We start from the raw sequence: 23,339 nt of genomic DNA on the forward strand, positions 1-23,339 counted from the left end.
GAATTCGGCTGCCTTCATTACGCCAGCTTTTTATAATTGAAAGGAGTGTTAGGATGCCCGCTTATCTTATAACAGGTGAAGCAGGTACGGGGAAATCTACCCTAGCGATAGAGCTCCAAAAGCGGGGGTACATCGCCTACGATGGTGACAGAACCCCTGGACTCACGTATCACGCGGACCGTTTAACAGGGCGACCAATAACCGAAATGTTGGACCGGTACACTGAAACAGATTGGGTTTGGGACAGTAATCGACTAAGAGAAATACTTAACAACCCCAGAGATGTATTTATTACCGGCGCTACCTCCAATCAGCAACAATTTTATCCGGTATTCAGAAAAATATTTATGCTGACAATAGATGCGGCAACTCTCACCAATCGCCTTCAAAACCGCAGTGCCGGTGATTACGGTATGCATCCCGAGGAATTAAATGAAATCTTACGCACATTTGAAGGTTTCCAACGTCGAACAATCGAAGAAGATGGCGCGATACCGATTGATGCTACTCAACCGCTAACTAAAGTCGCGGATGACATTATTGCCTGCCTACCGTAGCAACACTGGAAAGATAAACGATACAATCTAATTTTGGAAAGATCTCACTTACGCAAACTACGACGTTCTGTTGCTATATATGGTGCTCCGCTTACGGGACAATAGGTAGTATTGCTCTAACGGGCATCCGGCCGGAAGCTCATCGTTCCTCCGCAGCGACGCGGAGGTTTTTTGCGTTTTAATTCGTTCGGAGGATGCCAAGGAAGCCGTCTCATGAAATTATTAATAGAATGCCGAAACATTTTTTATGGAGGGGCTTTCCCAACGAAATAGAATGAGCCTAATACAACGTTGTAAGGTTTCAAAAACAAGGAGGCTGGCTCATTTTGAAAGCGATATCAGCGCGAACCGGAGGCGGCTCCGGAGGCCGCTTCGTCGCCGCAGGTCGGCAATTATCGGTATCAAGCAGAGCCGTGCGAGCCTTTTCGGTGCTGCTGCCCGTAGATCAGCGACTACCGAAGGATGCCGGGAAAAACGCTTAGTATACTTTTAGACACTATGTAAGAACAAAGTGCGTGCTACCCTTATGGCGCATAACAGGATATACTCGGCATGGAAGTTATATCCATCGTTTATAGGGAGGTGTTTTGAGGCTTTATCAAGCTGGCAGCACGGTTCATGAACCGAAATCTTCCATTAGGAGGCGGGTAAGGTAGTGAAAAAAGTAGGGCTCTATCTCTTAATCATTGCTGTTATGTTATCAAGTGTGAGTAGGTTTGATTTAAAAAAGGTGCAGGCTGCGTCGACGATTACGGTTTCGCAAACCCCGTATATTATCGATGAAGCCGGGACGTATAAATCAGAAACCAAGCTGACGATTCATAATGCGGGCCCTGCCTATAACGCGTGGGTTAAAATCGCCGCCGACGGTCAACCCCCGTACATGGAACCGATCGGTATCCTCGACAACGGCTCCAATACAGTAACCGTTCATGTCGTTGAACTTATTAACGATGGCGATAACGTAACCTTCGAAGTGTACGATAATGCCTCCGGAGCAGATACCGCGCGCGAATCGACAACGGTATCTCAGAAAAAAATCCGCCATTGGACCGTATACGTCGCCCACGATTCGCACACGGATATTGGCTATACGGATTATCCCGAGACGCTGATCAATTCGACATGGCCTCAAGAAACGGACGATGCGAATACGTACATCGCCCAGACGGACAGTTGGGCGAAGCCTGATCAGTTCAGGTATCCGATGGAGCAATCCATAAGGCTGTTTGGATCGTTAAACAGCCGAACTGCCGACCAAATCGAAACCCTGAAAACGAATATAAAAAACGACCGGCTTCAATATCCGGCAAGTTATGTGAACACCTCTTTCGAGGCCATGAGCACGGAGGAACTCATCCGATATTATTACTTTTCGGAAAGACACCTGAAGGACAAGCTCGGAACGGAGTCAAGCGGCGTGGCGATCATGGATGATAATCCGAGTTTCTCGTGGTCCAATGTCGACGTCATGGCAGACATGGGAATCAAATATATGTTCTTGGGCTTCAACATATATGCCGGTACGCCGAAAGTCATGCTCGAGGAGTACCCCCGCATTTTTTATGCTCAAGGCAGGAAGCCGAATAACAAAGTGCTCATCTACCAAGGCGCTTTGTACAATCAGAACCAAATGAAATTTCTAGGTACCGGAGTAAATAATGCCGCTCCGACTACGATCGCGGATACGACCCAGGCCGTTAGCGATACGTTAATGAATGTGTTTCAGTCCTCGACCTATGTCGGAGACGCGGTGTTGGAAAAAAATACGCCATGGTTGGATAACGGCCCGCTCCTGTCTTCGGTAAAAGATCGGATCAAAGAAATGAATGCCAGGGTAGATTCAGCAGGGAGACCGTATGCTTTTCCGAAGTTCGTCGATTCCAATGTGAAGGATTTTTATCAATACGTCGATGCGAACTTCAGTCCATCGATTCCCGTTTTCAAAGGAAATTATGAGAATTATTGGAACTATGGCATACCTTCGGATGCTTACAGCGAAAGCGTCCAAAAGGATGCGCAAGACAATGTGCCGGCAGCGGAAACGTTCGCGACGTTCGCCAATCAGGCCGGCCCGAATTTCAGATATCCTTACCAAGACGTGTGGAACGCCTATAATAACTTGAATTTATACGACGAGCACACATTCGGGAGCTCGGACTCCGCGGTGGATGATACGCACATTTGGAAACGAAATAACGCCATAACGGCCAAGAACCTCTCGGACAGGATCATGAACGATTCCTTGGCCAGTTTAAGCACGCTGATTCCTACGACAGGCCAGACAATTTCGGTCTTCAATTCGTTGTCTTGGACGAGATCGGATCTGGTCAAAGTCAACCTCTCCGATCTGCCCGCACACTTCGATATCACGGATACCGAGACGTCGACGCCATTGAAATACGACAAATTAAGCGATGGGACCGTAGCGTTTGTTACGCCGAACGTGCCCGGTCTTGGTTATAAGACCTTTCTGGTAACGGCAAGAGCGAATGATCCTGCATTTCCGTCAACGTTCAAGAAAAGCGAACATACGCTGGAAAACCGGTTTTTCAAGGTCACTTTCGGCAAACAAGGGGAAATCTCAAGCATCATTGACAAGCAGCATGGGAATGTCGAAATGGTGGATCCTGCCTCGCCATACAAAATGAATGAATTCGTCTACGATAAGAGCGTTCTCGACTTCCACACCCTTAAATCGGAAAGCACGGTCTACGGAGCTTCCGTCTCGATTGATGTCGGTGCCCTGCAGGGACAAATGACTTCCACGGGCTTTAGCGATGGGACAGCCGGGATTCAAAGAAACGTCATCCTGTATGATGCGTTGCCAAAAATCGATATCGTCAATGTCGTGAATAAGATCGATGCGCCCGGGTCGTATAGAGTTACCGAGGACGAGGAAGGTTTCTTTACTTTCCCGTTGAACGTGCCCGATTTCACGCTGCGTTCCGAGATGCCCTCAGGCGATTTCAGGCCGTATGTGGATCCTAACATTAACAATCCGAAGAATGAACAGTACTATGCATCGAGCACCGATTATCGCACCGTTCATAGGTGGATCGACGCTTCGAATCCGTCCGGCAATTACGGGATTACGCTATTCCCGCAATCCGCGCCGGTGGTGGAGTACGGCAGCAGAAGATCGGGCTTGTACGATGTCGATTACAATACGCCGAAACCTTGGATATTTAGCTATGTGTACGGTAACAAATGGAGTACCAATTTCATTCAATCGCAACCGGGTCCGACAACCTTCAAGTATACGCTAATGTCTCACGCAGGGGAGAACTGGCAAGCGGGCAGAGCGGATAAGTATGGCTGGCAATCGACGACCCCGCTGCAAGCGAGAGTAATCACCGGTGCACAGGCTGGGGCCGGACTCAATGAAACCAAAGGCCAATTCGTAAAAGTCAGCGCCGACAATGTCGTGATGACGACGGCCAAACCCGCCGAAGCCAACGGAGAGGGCACGATTCTGCGATTCAATGAAACCACGGGAGTCGATACGACAGTAACCGTCGACCTGTCCTATTTTAACCCGTCGTCCGTCACGAGAACCGATCTTCTGGAAAACGACAGAGGCGCGATGCCGCTTGCGCGCGGTAAAGTGACGTTTACGATTAATGGGTACGGTTATTCTACCATCCGGCTCAAGTACGGTTCGGCTCCTGCTCAGGTTACAGGGGTTACGGCAACGAAGGATGACTCGGGTACGCTCGTGTCTTGGACGGATCTATCCGATACCAAACTCGCCGCCTACGAGGTGTTTAGAAGTACGAACAAAAACTTCAAACCGGGTTCAGGCAATTACATGGGAACGACATCGGTGAATCGTTACTTCGACAAACAAGTGGTCGATGGGCTGACCCAACCGTATTACTATAAGGTTCGAGCCGTCCGGGGAGGGCTGAAGGGGACGCCATCCGAAGCCGCTACTGCAACCAGCGGAGCGAACCGCGATAATCCAGCCCCTACGGCGCCTTCAAATTTAAGCCTTGATTATGCGTTTGGAAACCGGGCGTCGATTTCATGGGCTCCGTCAACGGACAATCTTATGGTTAAAGGGTATAACGTATATCGGGATGGCGTCCGGCTTGCGGATGTTCCGGCAACGCTAAACAGTTACCTGGATATCACCGTCTTGCCTGGCATGACCTACCGTTATACCGTTAAGGCCTATGATCAGGCGGGCAACCTCTCGGCTTCGAGTCATGCGGTCGACGCGACAACGGCCAAAGGCTGGCGAACGCCCGGAAATATTGCTCCCGATGCTGCCGTAACGGCATCTTCTCAGTTAAGTGCCCGTTACGCGGCGGCAGCGGTGGCGGATGGCCTGGTAGGGGATACCGGCGAATGGGCATCTCTGAATGAGCAAAACCCGCGGATACAGCTCACATGGCCATCCGCCGTCACGATCAACCGAATCGTACTCTATGATCGGGCCAATGCGACGGATAATGTAAATGGCGGTACGCTGGCCTTCAGCGATGGCACAAGCATGACGGGGATTAATGGGATACCGCAGGATGACGGAGGGAAAGTGATCTTCTTCGCTCCCAAAAAAGTCACTTCGGTAACCTTTCAGGCTGTCGGAGGTACCGGATCCAATGTCGGACTTTCAGAAATGGAAGTGTTTACGACGGATTCGCCGGTCCTCCCGGTAACGGGCATTAGCCTAAGCCCAAGTTCGGCCGAAATGGATACGAATACGATTTTGGACTTGACCCCTACGATTGCGCCGAGCAACGCGACGAACCAAAATATAACCTGGAGTTCCAGCAACCCCGGCGTCGCAACGGTCGAGAACGGCGTCGTACGGAGCCTCGCTGCAGGCAGCGCGGTCATTACCGTGACGACGGAAGATGGGAGCCATACGGCTGCTAGCAACATGACGGTCATCAACAATCTCGCAAGAACGGCAACGGCGACGGCATCGTCCGCTTTTAGCAGCAACTATGCGGCATCCAAAGCCATAGACGGTATCACCGGCGTTCATGACAGCGGCGAATGGGCCTCGCAGGGGGAACTGAATCCGTGGCTGCAGCTGGATTGGAGCAGCAGTCAAACAGTCAACAAAATCACCTTCTTCGACAGAACGAATAATTTGGACTGGGCACCTGGCGGAACGCTCACGTTCAGCGATGGAAGCTCATTGTCCGTTACGGGGATTCCAAACAATGGAAGCCCGCATTCCGTGACGTTCCCGAGTAAGGATATAACTTGGGTGAAATTCCAAGTATCCGGCGGAAGCGGCCTTAATGTCGGCTTATCAGAACTTAAGATTGTCGATGAAGTCGCAAAGTAGAGGCGAACCATTAACGGCGACTTGATAAAGGGATAGCACTTCCTGTTTTTACACAGGAATGTTCTGATTTAGGGTGGTAACGCGGCGGCTCCTCATCCCTTTCGGATGAGGGGCTATTCATATATTTATCTCCCGATTGAAGCTAGCTTGGAAAGACAGATAACAGTTAAGAACGCTCGATTGCCGTCGTTCGCCAACGTTCGCGACGCCATCTTTTCGCCCGGAACGGCTCTGAGGCATAGGCGCCCCGGCTGGCTAATAGCTTCGCCGATCTACTCTTCCGCTTGGGAGGGCTTGTCCTGGAATCGGATGATACGAAGAATAGATCGAAGGGACCATTTTTATCTCTATCTATTGTCGTGTATTTACAATATGTGATAATATTACCTTCGCACTAGAATTCGATAGAGAACGACATCATCATTGAGATATTTGCATCTAGAGCCTGCCAATTAGAGTAATAAGTACTATTGAAATTACTACACTTTCCTTCGCCATTTGAGATGGGAAGTGGCACCCGAGAAAAGACTCATGATGAAATTTACGAGCTACAGTTGAGTTGCACCCACTATCAATTCTATGCGAAACCAACACAATCGGGGGAAGACAAATGAAAAAACAGATCATTTCTGCGGCTATTGCATCCGCGCTAGTATTAGGAGCAGTGCCAACCGCATTCGCTGATACTACATCAAGCTTTACCGACATTGATAACTCATTCGCTAAGGACGCTATTCAACGGCTTGTTGAAGCGGGAATTATCAATGGTGTTGATTCGAAGCATTTCGATCCGAAAGGCGAGTTGACTCGCGCTCAATTCGTTACATTGATGGTCAAGGCAATGAACTTGCCGGTCGATACCTCGAGTATGGCGTCTAACACGTTCAAGGATGTAGTTGGTTGGGCTGCCCCGTATGTTGATGCGGCGTACAAGGCAGGTATCATTCAAGGAACCGGAGCTAACGCGTTTAGCCCGAATAGTAATCTGACTCGCGAACAATCGACCGTCATCATGGTTAAGGCACTGCAAACGGTAGGAGAAATTAAAGGGACGGGCGTTCCGCTGACTTTCACCGATGCAGATGCGATCTCCGACTGGGCGAAGTCGTACGTAGCAATGGCCGTTGCTTACGGATTAATCAAAGGCAATCCCGACGGATCGTTTAATCCGCAAGGAAACGCAACTCGCGAACAAGCAGCCGTTATGGGCACTAATTTCTTGAAATCGGCCGAGGAAGTTAAGGACGAAAACAAACCGACAGATCCGGCTGAGCCAGAGCAACCGCCTGTGGTAATTCCTCCTGTAACTGGCGGCGGCTCAACTGTAGACACACAGGCTCCTACGCTACCACAAGATGTGACTGTCTCCGATATCACAGAAACAAGCGTAAAAGTAAGCTGGACAGCTTCGACAGATAATGCAGGAGCACCTATGTATAAGGTGTATATTAATGCCGGCCAGGTATTTAACAGCACCGACGGTACGTCGATGATTGTAACGGGGCTGACTCCCGATACCGATTACCACTTCGAGGTTAGAGCGTATGACGCAGCAGGGAACATGTCAAACTATACCGATCCTGTGAGTGCCCATACAGTAGCCAGGCCGGTAGCAGTATCCAACGTCTCCCTGTCGTCTGATAACGCCAACAACCCGTTGCTTGCTAAAGTGGGCGACACAGTCACTTTGCAATTCGAAACATCGGAAGAGGTAATAAAACTCAGCAACTTTAAAATTAACGGCGGAAATCCTACGAGCTTCACTTGTACCGAGACACAAGAGGGTGGCACATGGATTAGCCAGGCGACTTACGTTATTGACGAATCAGATCCAGAAGGTGCGATGAATTTCCAAATTAACGTTAAGAACGCCGCAGGGACTTATTCGCAAACCATCGAGCAAACAACGAATGGCCAATACGTTGAGGTGCAGAAAGCGCCCGTGCTGTCGTCTGTTACCATTGCTTCAAACAATGCTAACCCAGCAGAAGCAACATCCGGCGACACGGTAACGCTGACAATACGTTCCGCACAAAAACTTCTCAAGCTCAGCAACTTCAAGATCAACGGGAGCAACCCGAACAGCTTTGAATCCGTGCAAGACGGCAATGAATGGGTAACGACAGCTACGTATGTTCTCGATGGAACCGACCCATTGGGCGCTATGAGCTTCCAAATCAACGTCCGTAATGAAGCGGGACTTTACTCCGTTACAACCGAAGCAACTACGGACGGTAGCTCCGTGACTGTCAATTATCAAGGCGTTTAACCTTAAAGTTCACATAGAAACGGCAGCCAATATCGTGGCTGCCGTTTTCGCGCTTCCGAATAAATAATTTGGTATCAAAGAACTACAAAGTAGAATAAACACTGCCCCTATGCCAGACCCCCAGATATCCAAGAGGGGTACGTTTTTGGAGAGATAGTATTGATTAGATGGCAGCTGCCCCAGAACGGTCGGCTTCCGTCTTGGCGCTAACGGGCAGAATTATGCAAGGTGGAAAAAGGGATTGTGCTCAATCACCATCTGATTCTTTGGATAAGATGGAGCAAGTTTCCTTTTTCCTCCTCGCTGATCGGCCATGTACGGATTTCGTCTAGGATGGTACGCAGATTGGTATACCCTTTGGCCAAACCGTTCAGCCTTGCAGCCAAGGTTGCATTCGTCAGCTCTTGAGGGGACGGAAAAAGTTTGCTCAGCTCTTCGATTGCACTAGGATGGCGTTTTAAATAATATTTTTGATGTCGATCCTCAGCAGGGTAGAACCGGTTAAAGGGAGCAATCTCGGTGTCAGGCTTTCCTTTTCCTTCTTCTTCTCGTATTTTCATGACTTTCTGGATTACGTTTAGCTGACTTTGCCCACGATACAAAACCAAGGATAGATACTGACGGCCTTTATAATCGTTAATATTGAAAGGATTGTGGTTACTCCAAAATACATCCAGGACGTTCTCCAATGAAAGGATCCGGGTATCATAATCCATTTCGACCGTTTCCGTATGATCTCCAAGCTGCCGGTAAGTAGGTTGATCCAGGGTACCTCCGGCATAGCCAACGCGGGTTCTTATGATTCCTCTTATTTGTCCGAACAAAGCGTCAGGACTCCAAAAACAGCCCATGCCAAGCGTTACCGTGCCTATGTTATTGTCATTCATCAAACCACCTCCGGTAACCTTATAGCTTTGCCGCAATCTTAGACTGAGCCAGGAAAGCACGTTCGGATCGCCTTTGCTGCCTTTCCCTATACGACAATAACGCAGCAACGCAAAGAAAGATACAGGGGGTTCGCACCTTCAATCCGCATTTCGGGGTAAGTCACCTTTGGTTATTATGTCCAGCAGTAGAAAGTATATTCGAAGAATTTAGGCGTCTTCCGCCACCCGGCGGCCAAGTACTCAATAGAAACAAACATATGTCATTCAACAAACGGGACACGATAGCTCAATCTTGACGTGACGGCAGCCGGCCTCATAACGAGCGGCTGCCGTTGTTGCGCCTAACGGGCAGTCATTAAGAATCATGGAACAGGTTAATGAACCGAACGAAATATTCACATGTGCAATGCTGATAATGGGGAGAGTTCAAAATGGAGATTAAAGAAATTGCAGTCGTTGTTTTAGGCTCTATAATTTTAATTATGGCTGGATGATTGATAAATAAAACGGCTAACGGTCGTGCGCTAACGGAACGATAGTTCAACCAAACATAAGCAACTTTGCAAAAAACCAGCATTAGTCCGAGACTTATCAGTCCAAGACTGCTGCTGGTTTTATGATTAGTGTCTGATACTCGCCTTTGTGCTTAACGCTCAAGACAGATAAAACGACTCCCGCGAACAGCCTTCAGCCTTACAGAGATTTGTCGTCCACGCTATCTAGCCACGCCTCGATGGTGCCGATGACGGAGGCGACGCAGCCGTCTTGGAACGGCGAGATCAGGCCGGCCGCGTTTGCAAGCTCCGTGAAGGAGAGGCTGCCGCCCAGACGGCAAAGCCCGAGGTAATCATGCCATGCGGCTTCGCGGTCTTCGCGGGACTTCTTCCAGAATTGAAATGCGCAAAGCTGCGCTAACGTATAGTCGATATAGTAGAACGGCGAGTTGAAAATATGTCCCTGCTTGTGCCAGAAACCGCCTGCGGCCAAATACGAGTTGTTCGCGTAATCGCGATGCGGGAGATATTTCTTCTCGATCTCGCGCCACGCCTGCTTCCGTTCGGTCGGCGTCGCTTCCGGATTCGCATATACGTAATGCTGAAATTCGTCCACGGTCACGCCGTATGGAATGAAGATGAGCGAACTGGCGAGGTGGTCGAACCGGTATTTGTCCGCGTCCTCCTTGAAGAACTGCTCCATCCAAGGCCAAGTGAGAAACTCCATGCTCATGGAATGGATCTCGCAGGCTTCGTAGGTCGGAAAGGCATATTCCGGCACCGCGTAGCCGCGACTCTCGTACACCTGGAACGCATGTCCGGCCTCGTGCGTCAGCACGTCGATATCGCCGGAGGTGCCGTTGAAGTTGGAGAAAATGTAGGGCGCTTTGTGTTCGCTAATGTACGTGCAGTAACCGCCGCCTTGCTTGCCCTTCTTAGCGACGAGGTCCATCAGGTCGTTGTCTTGCATGAACCGGAAGAACGCGTCCGTCTCCGGCGATAGCTCCGCGTACATCTTCGCGCCGCCGGCGATGATCCAATCCGGGTCGCCCTTCGGCGTTGCGTTGCCGGATAGGAAGGCGAGGTTCTCGTCGTAATAGAGCAGCTTGTCGACCCCGATCCGGTTCCGTTGACGTTCCTTGAGAGCCGTCGCGACCGGGACGATATGGTCCTGGACTTGCTTACGGAAGTTCGCGACCATGCCGGCGTCGTAGTCGGTTCGGCTCATGCGGGCGTAGCCGAGCTCGACGAAGTTGTCGAAGCCGAGTTTCTTCGCGATCCGCGTGCGGACTTTGACCAAATCATCATAGATGCGGTCGAGGGTCGTTTCGTTCTCCGCCATGAAGCCGGAGGACGCTTCGGCGGCGCGTCTGCGCATATCGCGGTCGGTCGATTGCTGGAACGGACCGAGCTGCGCGAGCGTGCGTTCTTCACCTTCGAACGGAATTTTCGCGGAAGCGATCAGCTTCGTGTATTCCGTCGTTAATTTATTCTCCTGCTGGAGATCCTCGATAACCTCGGGGCTGAACGTTTTCAGCGACAGCTCGGCGAGCCGGAATAGCTGCCGTCCCCATTTAGCCTCCAACTCGGGACGGAACTTCGAGCCGACCAGCGCCCGGTAGTAGTCCGTCACGAATTCCTGCACGACGGGGCTGTTCTCGTCAAAGAAGTCTTGCTCTGCTTTGTAGAATTCGTCGTTCGTATCGATGGAGTGGCGAATGCTTGCGATCGTCTGCATCGTGTCGAACTCGCTGCGGAGCTTGTTTATGCCCGCCATCGCGGAGTCCTGCTCCTTGAGGCTGTCAGCCGCGGCGAATATGCCAAGCAGCTCCTTGAATGTCACCTCGAACGCCTTCACGTTCGGTCTCTCGTATGTATATTCGCTAAATGTCATGCGCCCTTCACCGCCTTCCGGTTTTATAAGACTGAATCGTATACGTGCAGGCTAACCTAGTCGACCCGTTTACCGCATCCGGCAAACCCATCATCGAGTCGACGAGCGCAACCTTATTCCATTATACTCCATTCCGCGGAGCAGGTTAACAAACAAACGTGGTACTGTTCCCGAAACGAAACGACAATGCCGTCCTAATGGCGCGGGAAGCGAAAGACAGCAAATAATCAATAGAACCGCAACTTATATCAAAAAAAAGAGGTTCGATTCTTTTATAATCAGTTAAGGGGAGGTGCCTATGGACCGCACGATGCAAGAAATGATTGACTGGATTGAGGATCATCTTTTTGAAGATTTTTCTTTAGCAAGTTTAGGCCGTGATATGGGGTATTCTCCTTATTACTGTTCATTCAAATTTCATCAAATGACGGGCATCACCATAAAAAGATATAAATCTCTTCGGAAAATGTATCTGGCTTCGATTGAATTGAAAGAAACCAAACAAAAGACGATTGATCTTGCCTTCAAGTACGGATTTTTATCTCAGGAGGCGTTTACGCGAGCATTTAAAGGGACGTTTGGCATAAGCCCGAGTGCCTTTAGAAAAAAACCGCAACCATTGCAAACCTATCTCAAATTCAAAATCAATCGCAGAGAGGATGGATTCTCGATGGACATCTCGCAGAAATTGAAGATTGGGGCTTTGCAAGATAAGATCCAGAATCAGTTTGATCACGACATATTGAATATCTTAAATGGACAAATGATGTATGAAGAGTTTTATAATCATCAGTTAATGGAAAAAAGCGATTATGTTCCTTTTAACGAAGCGATGTGTTCAAACGATACGACCGCGACGATTTTCAGCGATGAATTTAAACAAGCAAGAGCCTCCGGACATCGGGTGTCCTTACAGGAGTATGAGAAGATTACCGTGACTCCTTTGAAACCGCTGTTTGAGAATAACTATACATGCATGGTGTTATGGTTCGGAGATGACATGTTCTGTCAAATCAATTTACTAACCGTACTAGCCTATTTAGAACAAGCGAGATTCGATGGAAAAGTGTATTTCCATATGGTTAACGAAATGACTTATGAAGTGGAAGAAACGGAGATCTGGCTGGAAGGTTACCAAGACCTTTATCAGCAGGTTTTGATTCATCATCGTATGCCCGAAGTGAATGTCATGCCTGTGATGTACCAGGGGATTCGTTTATATCTAGACTATCTAAAGGAAGATAATGAAATCACGACGTTTATTAAGAAGCATATAGGTAAGCCACAGGATGAATTATTGCAAAGCTTATTTCATATATTTCCTCACTATGGACTAGGGGATTTGCAATACATCAAAATAATTGAAGCCTTGAAAGAAGGACCGTGAAGCTCTTCCTCCTGCGTCAATACGGCCCAAGCCGATTCCTGCTTGACCGTGATGAACGCGTCTCCTGGAATGATGGCCCGGTCGCGCTCGGGAATAAGGAAACATGCCCTCTCGTATGCCCAGGCGTATGAAGCGATCGCCACTCCGGAAGCTCCGTGATCGAGCCGTCCGGCGGCAGCTCCTTGAGCGAGCGCCGCACGTCGATGCCTTTGTGCGGATAAAGCGGTGAGACGGCCGCCATTAGCCCGCCGCCGACGGATGGATCGGCAGGCGATAATCTTCCTGTCCGTTCAGGTAAGGCATTTCCTGTGCGTGTGCGTACCACGGGCACGTCCCAGAGCGCCAACAGATCCTTTAATGACCCGACATGGTCGAAATGGCCGTGCGTCAGGACGATCGCGCGCGGCTTGGCGCGACCGAACCGCTTTGCGGCTGCGGCTCTAATCCAGTCCCCGAATGCCGCGATGCCCGTATCGATCAATACCCACTCCTCCGAGCCTATCCACTGGCAACCGCTTCATTGCTTACTTTTGTTCCGATTATGCCTTGCATGGCGACGAGACTTCCCCGAAGGACGTGATCATCCCTCGCTGCTCCTTCTCGATGCCTTCCCTAATGAGCGCATCCAAGCTCGGCAGGACGAGCCCAATGCCGGCTCCGCTCACGCACATCAGCGAGAAGAAGCCCGGGAGAGATCTCGGGCTCCTTTTGACTGTATATCCCTCAACGGGCGTCAAAATAAACAGGACAGAAGGAAACGTTTCGGCGCTCGTGCCGAATTCCTTTATACCGTCCGAATGGGAATTTCGTTAGGACTTTAACTCATGAAGAAGTACCCGGTGGCGTCCATAAATCCCCTGATTACATTTAACATAGGAAGGATAAAGTAAAGTTGTTCTTTGGAGGTGACTGAAATGAAATTCGTATTCATGTCTGTGATAAGTAGCGCCATCGGTGTGACCTCTTTGATCTATTATGTCCTTGCCCTGCTTTGGAGCGTATTGGTTCACACCGACAAGATCAACGATTATCGCTTATTTCGAAAGGGATCAACCGATTCTGGAAGATAAGAGATTAGATGCGTCAGCACGTTACGGCTTGATCATTCAACTGTAACCCAAAGAAATCCAAAAAGGAGTGAGCCTATGGGTATTTTAAGCGGAAATCCTAAGCATGAGCCATTGCATTATGGTGAGGTCTTTGACTTGTGGCAAGCCTCCACAGCTGCCAAGGGATGTATTTCCTCGTACCGTTTGCTTAAAAATCATTGTGGAGACAAAGATTTGAGAAAAATTCTGAATGACGTCATTGCTCAAGCGGAGCAAGAGGTAAGCGAGATCGATTCGATATTAATTAAGAATGGTATTGTGCCGTCTCCTGCGCTTCCTGACCGCCCGGAGGTTAACTTAGCGGACATACCGGTTGGTGCGCGCTTTGCCGATCAGGAAATTGCACCGATGGTTTCCGTAGACATGGCTGCCGGTTTGATCGCATGCAGTCAGACAATTGGCAAATCCGTTCGGGAAGATCTCGCGGTGCTCTTCAAAAAATATCATGATGCTAAAGCAGCAATCGGACTAAAAGCATTAAGGTTGAGCAAAGAAAAAGGCTGGTTAATTCCCCCGCCCTTGGCATTAAACAAGCCAGAGATGGCAGAGGCAAACACTTACACGAGAAAGCGCCAAACAGCTTTCCATGCTGCAAACCGTACTAAGGAACCCCAGCGAGAAATGGTTTTCTTTTTTGTCACGGGCAAGCGGAGCGGTCCTTAGGAACTCGCTCGCTCGATACCACATGCAGGTATTGCAGAATAATTAATCTCCGTTCGGGGAAAACAAACCTAAGTATTTCAACTACCCAATAAAGGAGTAAATACGTTGAAAATGAAAACTCTATGCGCTTTGCTGCTGGTAAGCTGCTTGACGTTCATGGTAAGCACTGGCGTTCTAAGTGCTCATGGCACCGTCACAAACCAAACTAACAATAGTATGACGAATCAATCGTATGACAACCAAACCATGAATACAAACAGCTACAATGCAACATCGACTTCTGGCGGCAACTATCGGGCAAATGCAGCGAATGATGACTATGGTATGGATTGGGACTGGTTAGGCTGGTTAGGATTGCTCGGTTTGATCGGCTTGAGAGGCCGCAGTCATAAACGTGAACCGGAGCGTAGCTAATTCCTTCTTATAAGAAAGCGAACAGCAAGAAAACAAAGGCCCCGGCGAATGTTCGCTGGGGCTTTTACCTTCTCAATAGGGAGGCCTACTGTCCGGTTAGCAGACCATATCCGCTTGCAATGCTAATGAACCTGGAGGTTGACGCACTCAGGTCTATAAATGAAGTTCATTCCTTAAAAAAAGCATCCCCGCGAGATGATGACTAACAGAATGAACAGTACAAGAATAAAGCCTAATACATTGCCGCCACCGAAACCACCGACAGGTCCGCAACCTACGCCGCCTACGCCACCAACGTTACCATAGCCCATTGTGGTCAGCTCCTTTAATTGAGGTACACCGCAGTATATGTTGATATGGGTTACGTGTATGGGCTGTTGCCATAAAGGGGCGAACGACCAGGTACAAGACCATTAAAAATGGCTTTTATTAATTAATCGAACGTGCACGCATGTTCGATTGCCCAAATTCCGACACACCTCAGCAGCTTGATCCCGTTCCCGAAGCAAGCGAACCGCATAATGAAAACGGTCACTCAGAGATGACGAACTACACTTCGTTGAGCTGACGGGACACTAGAGTTCAATAATCCAGGAGCAGTTTGCCGCCCCGGCAGGTTGCTCCTCATTAAGTTAAAGGGCAGGAGAGGCTACTCAAACCGCGAATACTTCAGACTGAGAGATGAGGTGACTGGGGGTGAAACTTCGTACATTACGACACGAAATTGAAGAAACTCGCAAACAATTTGGCTTATTGGGACGATAGTTCGACGCCAGAAAAGATCATGATCACATTTTCATCATATTGTAATTAGTGGAAATCAATTGATTGAGGTGAAACTATGGAGATATTAGTAATTCGGCATGGTGAATCAGAGGATGAGACAGTAAATGTGCTTGAACCGTTAACAAACTTAGGAATTGAGCAAAGCAAAAAAATGTCTGTACGTGTTTCAAAAGAATTTCCGCCAGAGTTAATTTGGTCAAGTACACTTCAACGTGCAAAGCAAACAGCGGATATAGTAGCGAATATCGTTGATTGTGAAGTGAAATATCTTGATCATCTCTGTGAGCAGAAAGTTGACGAATGCGACTTGAAATTTCATGAGCGAATCCAACAAATCTTTTCTTACATAAAAGAGAATAGCAGTCAATATAAAAGAGTTGCTATTGTTATCCACGGAGGAACGATTACGAAACTCATCGAGAACTTCCTCCGGCTACCTTTAAATAATAATGTCTGGTTCCATACCAACAACACGGGAATTCATTTCTTACACTATCATCCCAAAGCAGATATTATAAAATTTTCAAATAGCACCTGTCATTTAAACTGACGGGACACAATAGCTCAATTTAGACGCAACGGCAGCCGGCTGCAGGACGATCGGCTGCCGTTGCAATGATCCTAACGGGCGATTTAATAGAAGCTTGTGGCGTCGCCATTTCGACCTGTGAGACCATCAGATGGTGTTGCGCCTTTTCTGTTCATTATGCTTCCTCTAAATGATTTAGTTCCTTCCGCGTGGCTCACTGGGTTCTGACGGCCCTCGTGAAAACACCCCACCCCGCCCAGTAAGAGGCGAGACGGGGCGTTGGGATTCAGAGGTGTCAGTCTCCTGAGAGCGGGTTCGCTACGGTCAGCTCCTGGATCTTCTCCCCGGTCAGGACGTCGAAGTCACGCACGATCATCCGGTCGTCGTACTTAGTGATGGTCATAACCGTGGGCGACTCCGGTCGGTCGGTCATCGAGTCCTCATCCCACGGGTTAATCGGGTTTGGACCGAACTCCATCGCTAGTGCGCCCGTGTTGAACGCAGCGTAACCGTCGGGGTCGCCGCCTTTGGTCACCGGGCGACCCGACCAGTCGCGCAGATATGGCGACCAGTGCGAGTGGCCGCTGATGTAAACGACGTTGGAATACTGGCCGATGATGTCCTCGAGCACCTGGACGCGGCTACTGTTCTGGTAAAAGCTGCTGTAGGTGCCGGAGACCGACCACTCAAACGGGTAGTGGCCCATCACGATGACCTGCTTACCCTGCGTCTTCCAGTACGCGAGGCGGTCCTTCAAGAACTTAACCTGCTTTTCGCTTACCCCGCCTTCGGCGGCCGTGGTACCGTCCTCAACGCCAAGTGCGATCAAGGGAATGCCGTCGATCACCTTCTCGTAGTAGGTGTTGTCGATCTTGGCACCCCACTGGTTGCCCCAGGCGATGAAATTGTCGACCTGCTGACCGAGGCTGAGCACGGAGCTGCGCGTATCGTGGTTTCCGATCGCAGGGTACACCGGCGGCATCTTGTGCTTGGCGAATATGTCGCTCACCTCCTTGTACTCGGCGAGCTGCGCATCCTGGCCGTTCTCCTTCGGGCCGCTGATGATGTCGCCGACGACAAGTGCGGCAGGCGCCTTCGGGGCCTCGCGGTGCAGCAGATCGAGGGCGGCGTCGAGGTAGGGGAGACCCTCACCCTGGATGTCGCTGAACACCTGCAGCGTCGTGCCCTTTGCGTTCGGAGCCAGCGGGGCGAGCGGCGTGCGCACTAGCACGTCGTCCAGTGCCCAGTACAGCTCGGGCTTATTGCTGGTGTACTCGAAGCGGAACACAGCGGACTTTGCTCTGGCGGGGACATCCACCGGAATGACCTCCTGACCGGAGAGCACGTCGCCGCCGCCATTGTCGCTGATGCGCGCACCGGAATAGCGCAGGATCTCCTGCGCCTCGCCGCCGTCGAACGATACGGTGACCCGCGCGACAGCCTTGTGCGCCTGCTCGTAGTGCGAAGCGAAGACGAGTTCGACGGCGTCGCGGCCCTCGACGGAGACGCTCGGGCTGATCAGCGAGGTGGAGACGGGGTGCGCGTTGTCAATGACGGCTCCGTTCGCGGCCGCGATCCCGTTGTCGGCCACGGCGATCGTGCCGCGCGCGCGAGAGAACTGGTTGCGCTCGTCGAGGAAGCAGGTGATGTCCAGCGGCTGATCAACGTCCGGATCACAGCCGACGTCCGTCGGTTCGGCGGAGGCGAACCAGTCGTCTCGCGGCGTAAACGTCCAACCGAGCCAAGCGGCGGTGTCGCCGGCGGTCTCGACGGTCCAGGCGGAGCTGGAGTTGTCGAAGTCGCCACGCCAGATGGTCTGCTGCGCGGGCTGAGCGGCGTGGCCGTCCCCTGCGGTCGGGTGCGACGGGGCCGCTGCCGTGGCGATCCCTACGCCGGGAGCGAGGAGCGTAACGGTGACGATGCCGGTGGCGGCAAGCAGGATAAACCCTTTCTTGCGGATTTGTCTCATAATTATTCCTCCTAATTAACATTTGAACCATTGAGCTTGAATTGCTAGAGATTGGTCAAGCTTCTGAAGTAAATATAGAACCTTAACCATTAATTCCAAATCAAATCTATGTTTTTTATTAGTAAAATACCTACAAATTCACACTCCAAGGGGGACTAGGATTGTGTGAGACTCCCGGCAACGAAGCACAGCCCATTCCCGGGAATCAAAAAGTCAGTAGGCGGCGACTGGGTAGCAAACACATACTTCTGTTTCTTTAGTCAAACTTTCGGTTATTGCTTCACCCCGAAACCGATACATAAAAAAATGGTCATAAGTGTAAAATACATGCGAATCCAAACAAGCATTTCGTGGGAGAGGACTGCGATGATCAGAAGGCTTTTGGGGAAAGGACAATCAAAGAAGGTATTCGTGGAGAGACAAAATCCGATTCCCGAAGGAGAAGATAGGCTATCCTCCTCTTTGGAGGAGACGGCGAGCAAGCTTAAGGAAATATTTAATGGCTGCTCAGACGTGGTCTTTCGCGCATTCAGCATTGGTGATGTGACCGATGCTCTGCTCGTCTATATCGAAGGACTCGTCGACGCGAAACAATTGGAAGAGACGATCTTGAAACCGTTAATGACAAGCGACTATTCCTTACCATCGTTTTCAGCAAAAGCGGATATGATTCGGGTCCTCGAGAAGAGAGGGATTGCGATCGGCCAAGTTAAACGGGCGTCGAGTCTCCGGCAGATCGAGCTGGAAATCTTAAAGGGCTTCGTTGTTTTGTGCGTCGACGGACAATCAGAATCGATCTTGGCAAACGTGGCAGGAGGGAACGTTCGATCGGTGGAGCAGCCGTCCACCGAAAATACGGTTCGCGGCCCGCGGGACTCTTTCACAGAAATATTGAACACGAACACGAGCTTGATCCGCAGGAAAATTCGGTCATCCCGTTTGAAGATCGACGGAATGACGGTCGGTGACATCACTCGAACAAGCATTGCGATAGCTTATATTAACGGTTTAGCCAACGAACGGGTTCTGCGGGAAATCAAGGCCAGAATTCAAAGCATACATACGGATGAATTACTGGAATCGGGAAATATCGAGCAATTCATTGAAGAAAAGCCTTTCTCTCCGTTTCCTCAGTTCCTCGCGACGGAAAGACCGGATTATGTTGTCTCTGCTTTATTGCAAGGCCAGGTCGCGATCCTTACAGATGGATCTCCATTTGTTATTAGCGCACCGATGACCTTCTGGGGATTCCTTCAGGCAGGCGAAGATTATTACGAGCGGGTCGTTTACGCCAATTTGATTCGGATGATCCGCCTTTTATTTTCCATGATCGCGTTGCTGTTGCCGTCACTTTACGTCGCTCTGACAACCTTCCATCAACAAATGATTCCGACGAACCTGTTGCTAAGCATCGCGGCGGCGCGAGAAGGAGTACCTTTTCCGGCGCTGGTGGAGGCCCTGATTATGGAAATTACATTCGAAGGCTTAAGGGAGGCGGGAGTGAGACTGCCTAAACAAGTCGGCCAAGCAGTGAGCATCGTAGGAGGCTTGGTCGTCGGTCAAGCGGCTGTTCAAGCGGGTATCGTCTCGGCTCCAATGGTCATCGTCGTATCTTTGACGGGAATCGCTTCCTTTACGATTCCCCGTTATAATTTCTCGCTTGCTTTCCGTATTTTACGTTTTCCTTTAATTATTCTTGCCGGCATATTTGGACTCTACGGGGTTTCGGTTGGTTTGCTTGTGATCTTGGTTCATCTGTGCGAACTGAAATCGTTCGGCGTGCCGTATTTGTTTCCAATGGCGCCTGTTAACCTGAAAGGTCTTAAGGACGCGTTATTCCGTGCTCCGATATGGACGCTTTATCTTCGGCCGCAATCAGTCGGTCAACGATCGAAAGGGAGCGGGAAGGATTGAAGACAGCGATGAGATCGCTTTGGCTTCTCTTGATCGTCCCGCTGCTCGGCGGATGCTGGGATCGGGTCGAAATGAACGACATTTCATTTTTTATGGCATCGGCCTTGGATCTGACGGACAAAGGCGAGTTGAAAATTTCGATCCAAGTGCCAATTCCCGTAGGTGCCGGGAGCGGGGAGAGCGGGAAGGCATCAACGGGGGGGATGCTCGGCAAAACGTATTTCGTTGTAACCTCTACAGGAATTAACATTCACGATGCGGAAAGAAAAATTCAATACAAGATGTCCCGGCATTTTTTCAAGGGCCATCGAAGAGTCGTCTTTATCGGAGAAAAGTTTGCCAGAAGCGGAATTAAAGACGCTCTCGATTATTACGCCAGAGATCCAGGAAGCCGATTAAGAACGTATTTAGTCGTTGCAAAGGGGGGAGAAGCAACGAAACTGTTAATGAACGACCACCCTATTGAACGCATTCCGTCGGAGGACGTCCGCGAGCTTGAACGTTCCGGCACGGGCACATCGGTTACATTTCGGGATTTTCTCATGGCACAAGCAAACGAAGGTATCGTCCCGATCATGGGGGCGATCGAGTTAATCTCCCCGACGGACAATCCCGGGAAAGAGGACGGCTTTCGATTGAATTCACTGTCTTCGACCGCCGTTTTTAAGGACTATCGGCTTGTAGGTTATCTGAACGACATCGAAACGAGAAGCATGAATTGGATCAAAAATAAGCTTGGTCAAACAATTGTAGCCGAAAAATTACCCCGGGCAGGAGGCAACGTCGGCGCCGTGTTAAACAAAACGAGCAGTCGTATTGTTACGACGTTAAAAGACGGCAAAGTCCTGTTGTGTATCGAGCTTTACGGGGAAGGCGTACTCAACGAAGCGAACGTAAATATGGATATGAACGATCCGAAGAACGTCTCAGTCATCGAAAAGGAGCTTGGGCAATTGATTGCCAGGCAAGCCTTGCATACAGTGAAAAAAGCGCAAACCGAATGGAAAGCGGACGTTTTCGGAATAGGCTTGCAGCTTCACCGGTTCCAACCAAGCGCTTGGAGAAAGGTACGAAAAAATTGGGACGCGACGTTTGCTAGCGCCGAAGTTTCTGTAAAGGCGACGATCAAGATAGATCGGGCGGGAATTACTACGGGTTCCTTAACGAACGAAGAAACCGAGGCGAAGCGATGATCTTAGGGTCGGGGCTGTTGTATATGTTCGGCATCATCGTCATCGCATGGATGCAATTTCGCTGGATGAAGATGAAGGCGAGCATACAGGATTACATACTCGTTACGATAATGTATGTAGGGGTGGCCACTATCGGTTTTCTATTGATTTTGAACGTTCCCATTCCCAGTCCGTCGTTGTTCATTAAAAAATGGCTCATGTTCATGGAGATGTAAACGAAACGGAGGAGAGGAGTCATGAAAAGCTACGGGTACAACGACCGGATTTCCAACATGGAGTTATTCGCCCTCATGTTCGTTTTCGTCGTGGGCAGCTTACTGACGATTCCTGTCGGTTTCGCAGCCGGGCACGATGCTTGGATATCCGTCTTGATCGGTACGCTTGTTGGACTAGCCATTAATGGGTTATACGTTTACCTTTGCCACCGTTATCCGCATAAATCGTTGGTGGAGATTGCGCATGTTCTTCTAGGCTCTTGGATCGGCAAACTCGTCGGCTTGTTATATGCCTGGTATGGCTTCTATCTTGGTTGCTACGTTCTTCGGAGCTTCACGGATATGACCGCTGCGGTTTTGTTGCCGCGAACGCCGACCGTCGTCCTCGGGACCGTCATGATCACGCTTACGGTATGGACCGCAACCAAGGGAATCGAGGTCGTAAGCAGATGCTCGCTGATGATCCTCGTGCTCATTTTCGTTTCCACATTTATCGGATGCGTCTTATTGATCCCGGATATGGAACCCGCCAATATGCTCCCGATCCTTGATAACGGATGGCCTTCCGTCTTGTGGGGCGCGGGACAGATCGCGACTGTACCGCTTGGAGAAACAATCGTTTTCGCCATGCTGATTCCGTACGTGAATCGGACTTCAACCGTCAGACGGACCGTAATCTGCGCTATCGGTGCTTGCGGGATCCTGCTTTTCATTACGTGTTTCGTCAATATCTTCGTATTGGGGGAAATCGCGAGTGCGCAATTGTTTCCGAGCTATACTTCGTTTATGTACATCGCGGTAGGCGATTTTTTCGAGAGAATCGAGCCGCTCGTTTTTACGGTTTGGATCTTCAACGAATTCACGAAGCTAAGTGTATGCCTCCTATCGACATCGATCGCCTTCGCCCAGACGATACGAAGCAGGGACTACCGAATTTACGTGTTGCCGCTCGGCTTGATGATATTGTTGCTCTCGACGTTTCTGCATCCCAATCAGCTTGACCTCGTCGAATACGTAAAAAAAATATGGCCTATATATTCCATCCCATTTCTCATTGTCGTCCCGGTGCTACTTCTAGTCGTTTCGTTATTTCGAGGAAGAGGCTCCCGAGCTCGCCTTACCGAAGCTGAACCGGATGGCATAGAAACGTCTTAGTCGAACGGACGATGGTCGATAGGATAAATGGCAGCCAGCCTTGAGAATGAGCAAAAAATTGTCCTCCGAAATTTTCTTCGTTGAAATAAAATGCGGATCACATATCTTTGATTTAACGTTGATTTACTATTCCTCTCAAGCAGCTGCAGCTTCTTGAATATTCTCGAAAGTAGTCATACTACGTTGACGAATGTCGGGTAACAAGAACATGATGTCATTGGAGGGCCGCGAATATCGCGGTCTTTTCTAGTTCTTGTCAAAACCTCCTCTCGATCTTCAAATCGCTTGGTGTTCCCAAGTCCGTCGTCACGATTATTGAAGGCGAATCGCTCTTTAACGATGGTATTGCCGTAGTCCTCTTTCAGATTTCCTCCGTTTACTTGCTTTCTTACATGGAGATGGACTGGACGGGAGTTGGCAGCGGAATCTTGCTGTTCCTGCAATCCGCCCTAGGAGGCATTGCCGTTGGCTCAGCTCTGGGGTGGTTTTCTCGCAGCTGCATCGCTTTTCCTTATGATCGGCTTGGAGATTCAGCATAATGATTTCGGGGACAGGTGGCTACTGATCCTTGCGGCTATCCTAATCGTCCTGACAGGACG

The 23,339-nt window shown here is 49.8% G+C and carries 16 protein-coding genes; 11 read left to right on the forward strand and 5 right to left on the reverse strand.

Annotated features, from left to right (window positions below; genetic code table 11):
- The first annotated feature begins 53 nt into the window (after positions 1–53).
- From BMZ79_RS25340 to BMZ79_RS25350, 3 genes are all read left to right on the forward strand, one after another.
- Positions 54–557 carry a P-loop nucleotide/nucleoside kinase family protein gene (locus BMZ79_RS25340; RefSeq protein WP_090645670.1) on the forward strand — a complete coding sequence of 168 codons (504 nt, stop codon included), beginning with the start codon at positions 54–56 and terminating at the stop codon, positions 555–557.
- 655 nt (positions 558–1,212) lie between these two features.
- Complete coding sequence (locus BMZ79_RS25345; RefSeq protein WP_090645672.1) at positions 1,213–5,862, forward strand: DUF7402 domain-containing protein; 4,650 nt, start codon at positions 1,213–1,215, stop codon at positions 5,860–5,862.
- A gap of 610 nt (positions 5,863–6,472) precedes the next feature.
- Positions 6,473–8,131: an S-layer homology domain-containing protein gene (locus BMZ79_RS25350; RefSeq protein WP_090645675.1), complete on the forward strand. Its 1,659-nt coding sequence runs from the start codon at positions 6,473–6,475 to the stop codon at positions 8,129–8,131.
- Positions 8,132–8,382: 251 nt separating this feature from the next.
- On the opposite strand, the gene BMZ79_RS25355 is transcribed toward BMZ79_RS25350, so the two are convergent.
- Both BMZ79_RS25355 and BMZ79_RS25360 read right to left on the reverse strand, forming a co-directional pair.
- Positions 8,383–9,018 (reverse strand): peptide-methionine (S)-S-oxide reductase MsrA, encoded by a 636-nt coding sequence (locus tag BMZ79_RS25355; RefSeq protein WP_256253112.1) that lies wholly within the window; start codon positions 9,016–9,018, stop codon positions 8,383–8,385.
- Between the two features lie 693 nt (positions 9,019–9,711).
- Positions 9,712–11,406 carry a M3 family oligoendopeptidase gene (locus tag BMZ79_RS25360; RefSeq protein ID WP_090645678.1) on the reverse strand — a complete coding sequence of 565 codons (1,695 nt, stop codon included), beginning with the start codon at positions 11,404–11,406 and terminating at the stop codon, positions 9,712–9,714.
- Positions 11,407–11,704: 298 nt separating this feature from the next.
- Between BMZ79_RS25360 and BMZ79_RS25365 the strand changes: the two genes are divergently transcribed.
- A complete protein-coding gene (locus BMZ79_RS25365; protein WP_090645680.1) occupies positions 11,705–12,793 on the forward strand; it encodes a helix-turn-helix transcriptional regulator in 1,089 nt (362 codons plus the stop codon).
- 16 nt (positions 12,794–12,809) lie between these two features.
- Here BMZ79_RS25365 and BMZ79_RS25370 read toward each other — a convergent pair whose 3' ends face one another.
- Entirely contained in the window at positions 12,810–13,274 is a 465-nt protein-coding gene (locus BMZ79_RS25370; protein ID WP_256253113.1) for an MBL fold metallo-hydrolase, read from the reverse strand.
- Between the two features lie 664 nt (positions 13,275–13,938).
- On the opposite strand from BMZ79_RS25370, the gene BMZ79_RS25375 reads away from it, so the two are divergent.
- Together BMZ79_RS25375 and BMZ79_RS33805 are read left to right on the forward strand one after the other, a co-directional pair.
- The gene (locus BMZ79_RS25375) at positions 13,939–14,565 is read left to right on the forward strand and encodes a DUF3231 family protein (protein ID WP_090645683.1); all 627 of its coding nucleotides are present in this window, start codon (positions 13,939–13,941) and stop codon (positions 14,563–14,565) included.
- 111 nt (positions 14,566–14,676) lie between these two features.
- Entirely contained in the window at positions 14,677–14,979 is a 303-nt protein-coding gene (locus tag BMZ79_RS33805) for a WGxxGxxG family protein (protein WP_256253142.1), read from the forward strand.
- A 173-nt stretch (positions 14,980–15,152) separates the two neighbouring features.
- On the opposite strand, the gene BMZ79_RS33810 is transcribed toward BMZ79_RS33805, so the two are convergent.
- Entirely contained in the window at positions 15,153–15,290 is a 138-nt protein-coding gene (locus tag BMZ79_RS33810; RefSeq protein ID WP_143089085.1) for a sporulation protein YjcZ, read from the reverse strand.
- A 530-nt stretch (positions 15,291–15,820) separates the two neighbouring features.
- Between BMZ79_RS33810 and BMZ79_RS25380 the strand changes: the two genes are divergently transcribed.
- Positions 15,821–16,315: a phosphoglycerate mutase family protein gene (locus tag BMZ79_RS25380; protein ID WP_090645685.1), complete on the forward strand. Its 495-nt coding sequence runs from the start codon at positions 15,821–15,823 to the stop codon at positions 16,313–16,315.
- Between the two features lie 274 nt (positions 16,316–16,589).
- On the opposite strand, the gene BMZ79_RS25385 is transcribed toward BMZ79_RS25380, so the two are convergent.
- Positions 16,590–18,263: a metallophosphoesterase family protein gene (locus BMZ79_RS25385; protein ID WP_090645688.1), complete on the reverse strand. Its 1,674-nt coding sequence runs from the start codon at positions 18,261–18,263 to the stop codon at positions 16,590–16,592.
- Between the two features lie 366 nt (positions 18,264–18,629).
- On the opposite strand from BMZ79_RS25385, the gene BMZ79_RS25390 reads away from it, so the two are divergent.
- The 4 genes from BMZ79_RS25390 to BMZ79_RS25410 all read left to right on the forward strand — a co-directional run bounded on the left by BMZ79_RS25390 (position 18,630) and on the right by BMZ79_RS25410 (position 23,279).
- Complete coding sequence (locus tag BMZ79_RS25390) at positions 18,630–20,177, forward strand: spore germination protein (RefSeq protein WP_177222332.1); 1,548 nt, start codon at positions 18,630–18,632, stop codon at positions 20,175–20,177.
- Positions 20,174–21,370: a Ger(x)C family spore germination protein gene (locus tag BMZ79_RS25395; protein WP_177222333.1), complete on the forward strand. Its 1,197-nt coding sequence runs from the start codon at positions 20,174–20,176 to the stop codon at positions 21,368–21,370. Before BMZ79_RS25390 ends, BMZ79_RS25395 begins: the two co-directional genes overlap by 4 nt.
- Positions 21,371–21,606: 236 nt before the next feature.
- Positions 21,607–22,740: a GerAB/ArcD/ProY family transporter gene (locus BMZ79_RS25405; protein WP_090645698.1), complete on the forward strand. Its 1,134-nt coding sequence runs from the start codon at positions 21,607–21,609 to the stop codon at positions 22,738–22,740.
- Between the two features lie 272 nt (positions 22,741–23,012).
- Positions 23,013–23,279, forward strand: coding sequence for a cation:proton antiporter domain-containing protein (locus tag BMZ79_RS25410; protein WP_256253143.1), 267 nt, complete (start codon positions 23,013–23,015; stop codon positions 23,277–23,279).
- The last annotated feature ends 60 nt before the right edge of the window (positions 23,280–23,339 follow it).

The organism is Paenibacillus sp. UNC496MF, from assembly GCF_900113915.1.
GTDB lineage: Bacteria > Bacillota > Bacilli > Paenibacillales > Paenibacillaceae > Paenibacillus_Z > Paenibacillus_Z artemisiicola.

Coding starts and splice junctions, on each gene's coding strand:
- BMZ79_RS25340 (WP_090645670.1), top strand. CDS start 54: ATGCCCGCTTATCTTATAACAGGTGAAGCAGGTACGGGGAAATCTACC.
- BMZ79_RS25350 (WP_090645675.1), top strand. CDS start 6,473: ATGAAAAAACAGATCATTTCTGCGGCTATTGCATCCGCGCTAGTATTA.
- BMZ79_RS25355 (WP_256253112.1), bottom strand. CDS start 9,018: ATGAATGACAATAACATAGGCACGGTAACGCTTGGCATGGGCTGTTTT.
- BMZ79_RS25360 (WP_090645678.1), bottom strand. CDS start 11,406: ATGACATTTAGCGAATATACATACGAGAGACCGAACGTGAAGGCGTTC.
- BMZ79_RS25365 (WP_090645680.1), top strand. CDS start 11,705: ATGGACCGCACGATGCAAGAAATGATTGACTGGATTGAGGATCATCTT.
- BMZ79_RS25375 (WP_090645683.1), top strand. CDS start 13,939: ATGGGTATTTTAAGCGGAAATCCTAAGCATGAGCCATTGCATTATGGT.
- BMZ79_RS33805 (WP_256253142.1), top strand. CDS start 14,677: ATGAAAACTCTATGCGCTTTGCTGCTGGTAAGCTGCTTGACGTTCATG.
- BMZ79_RS33810 (WP_143089085.1), bottom strand. CDS start 15,290: ATGGGCTATGGTAACGTTGGTGGCGTAGGCGGCGTAGGTTGCGGACCT.
- BMZ79_RS25380 (WP_090645685.1), top strand. CDS start 15,821: ATGGAGATATTAGTAATTCGGCATGGTGAATCAGAGGATGAGACAGTA.
- BMZ79_RS25385 (WP_090645688.1), bottom strand. CDS start 18,263: ATGAGACAAATCCGCAAGAAAGGGTTTATCCTGCTTGCCGCCACCGGC.
- BMZ79_RS25390 (WP_177222332.1), top strand. CDS start 18,630: ATGATCAGAAGGCTTTTGGGGAAAGGACAATCAAAGAAGGTATTCGTG.
- BMZ79_RS25405 (WP_090645698.1), top strand. CDS start 21,607: ATGAAAAGCTACGGGTACAACGACCGGATTTCCAACATGGAGTTATTC.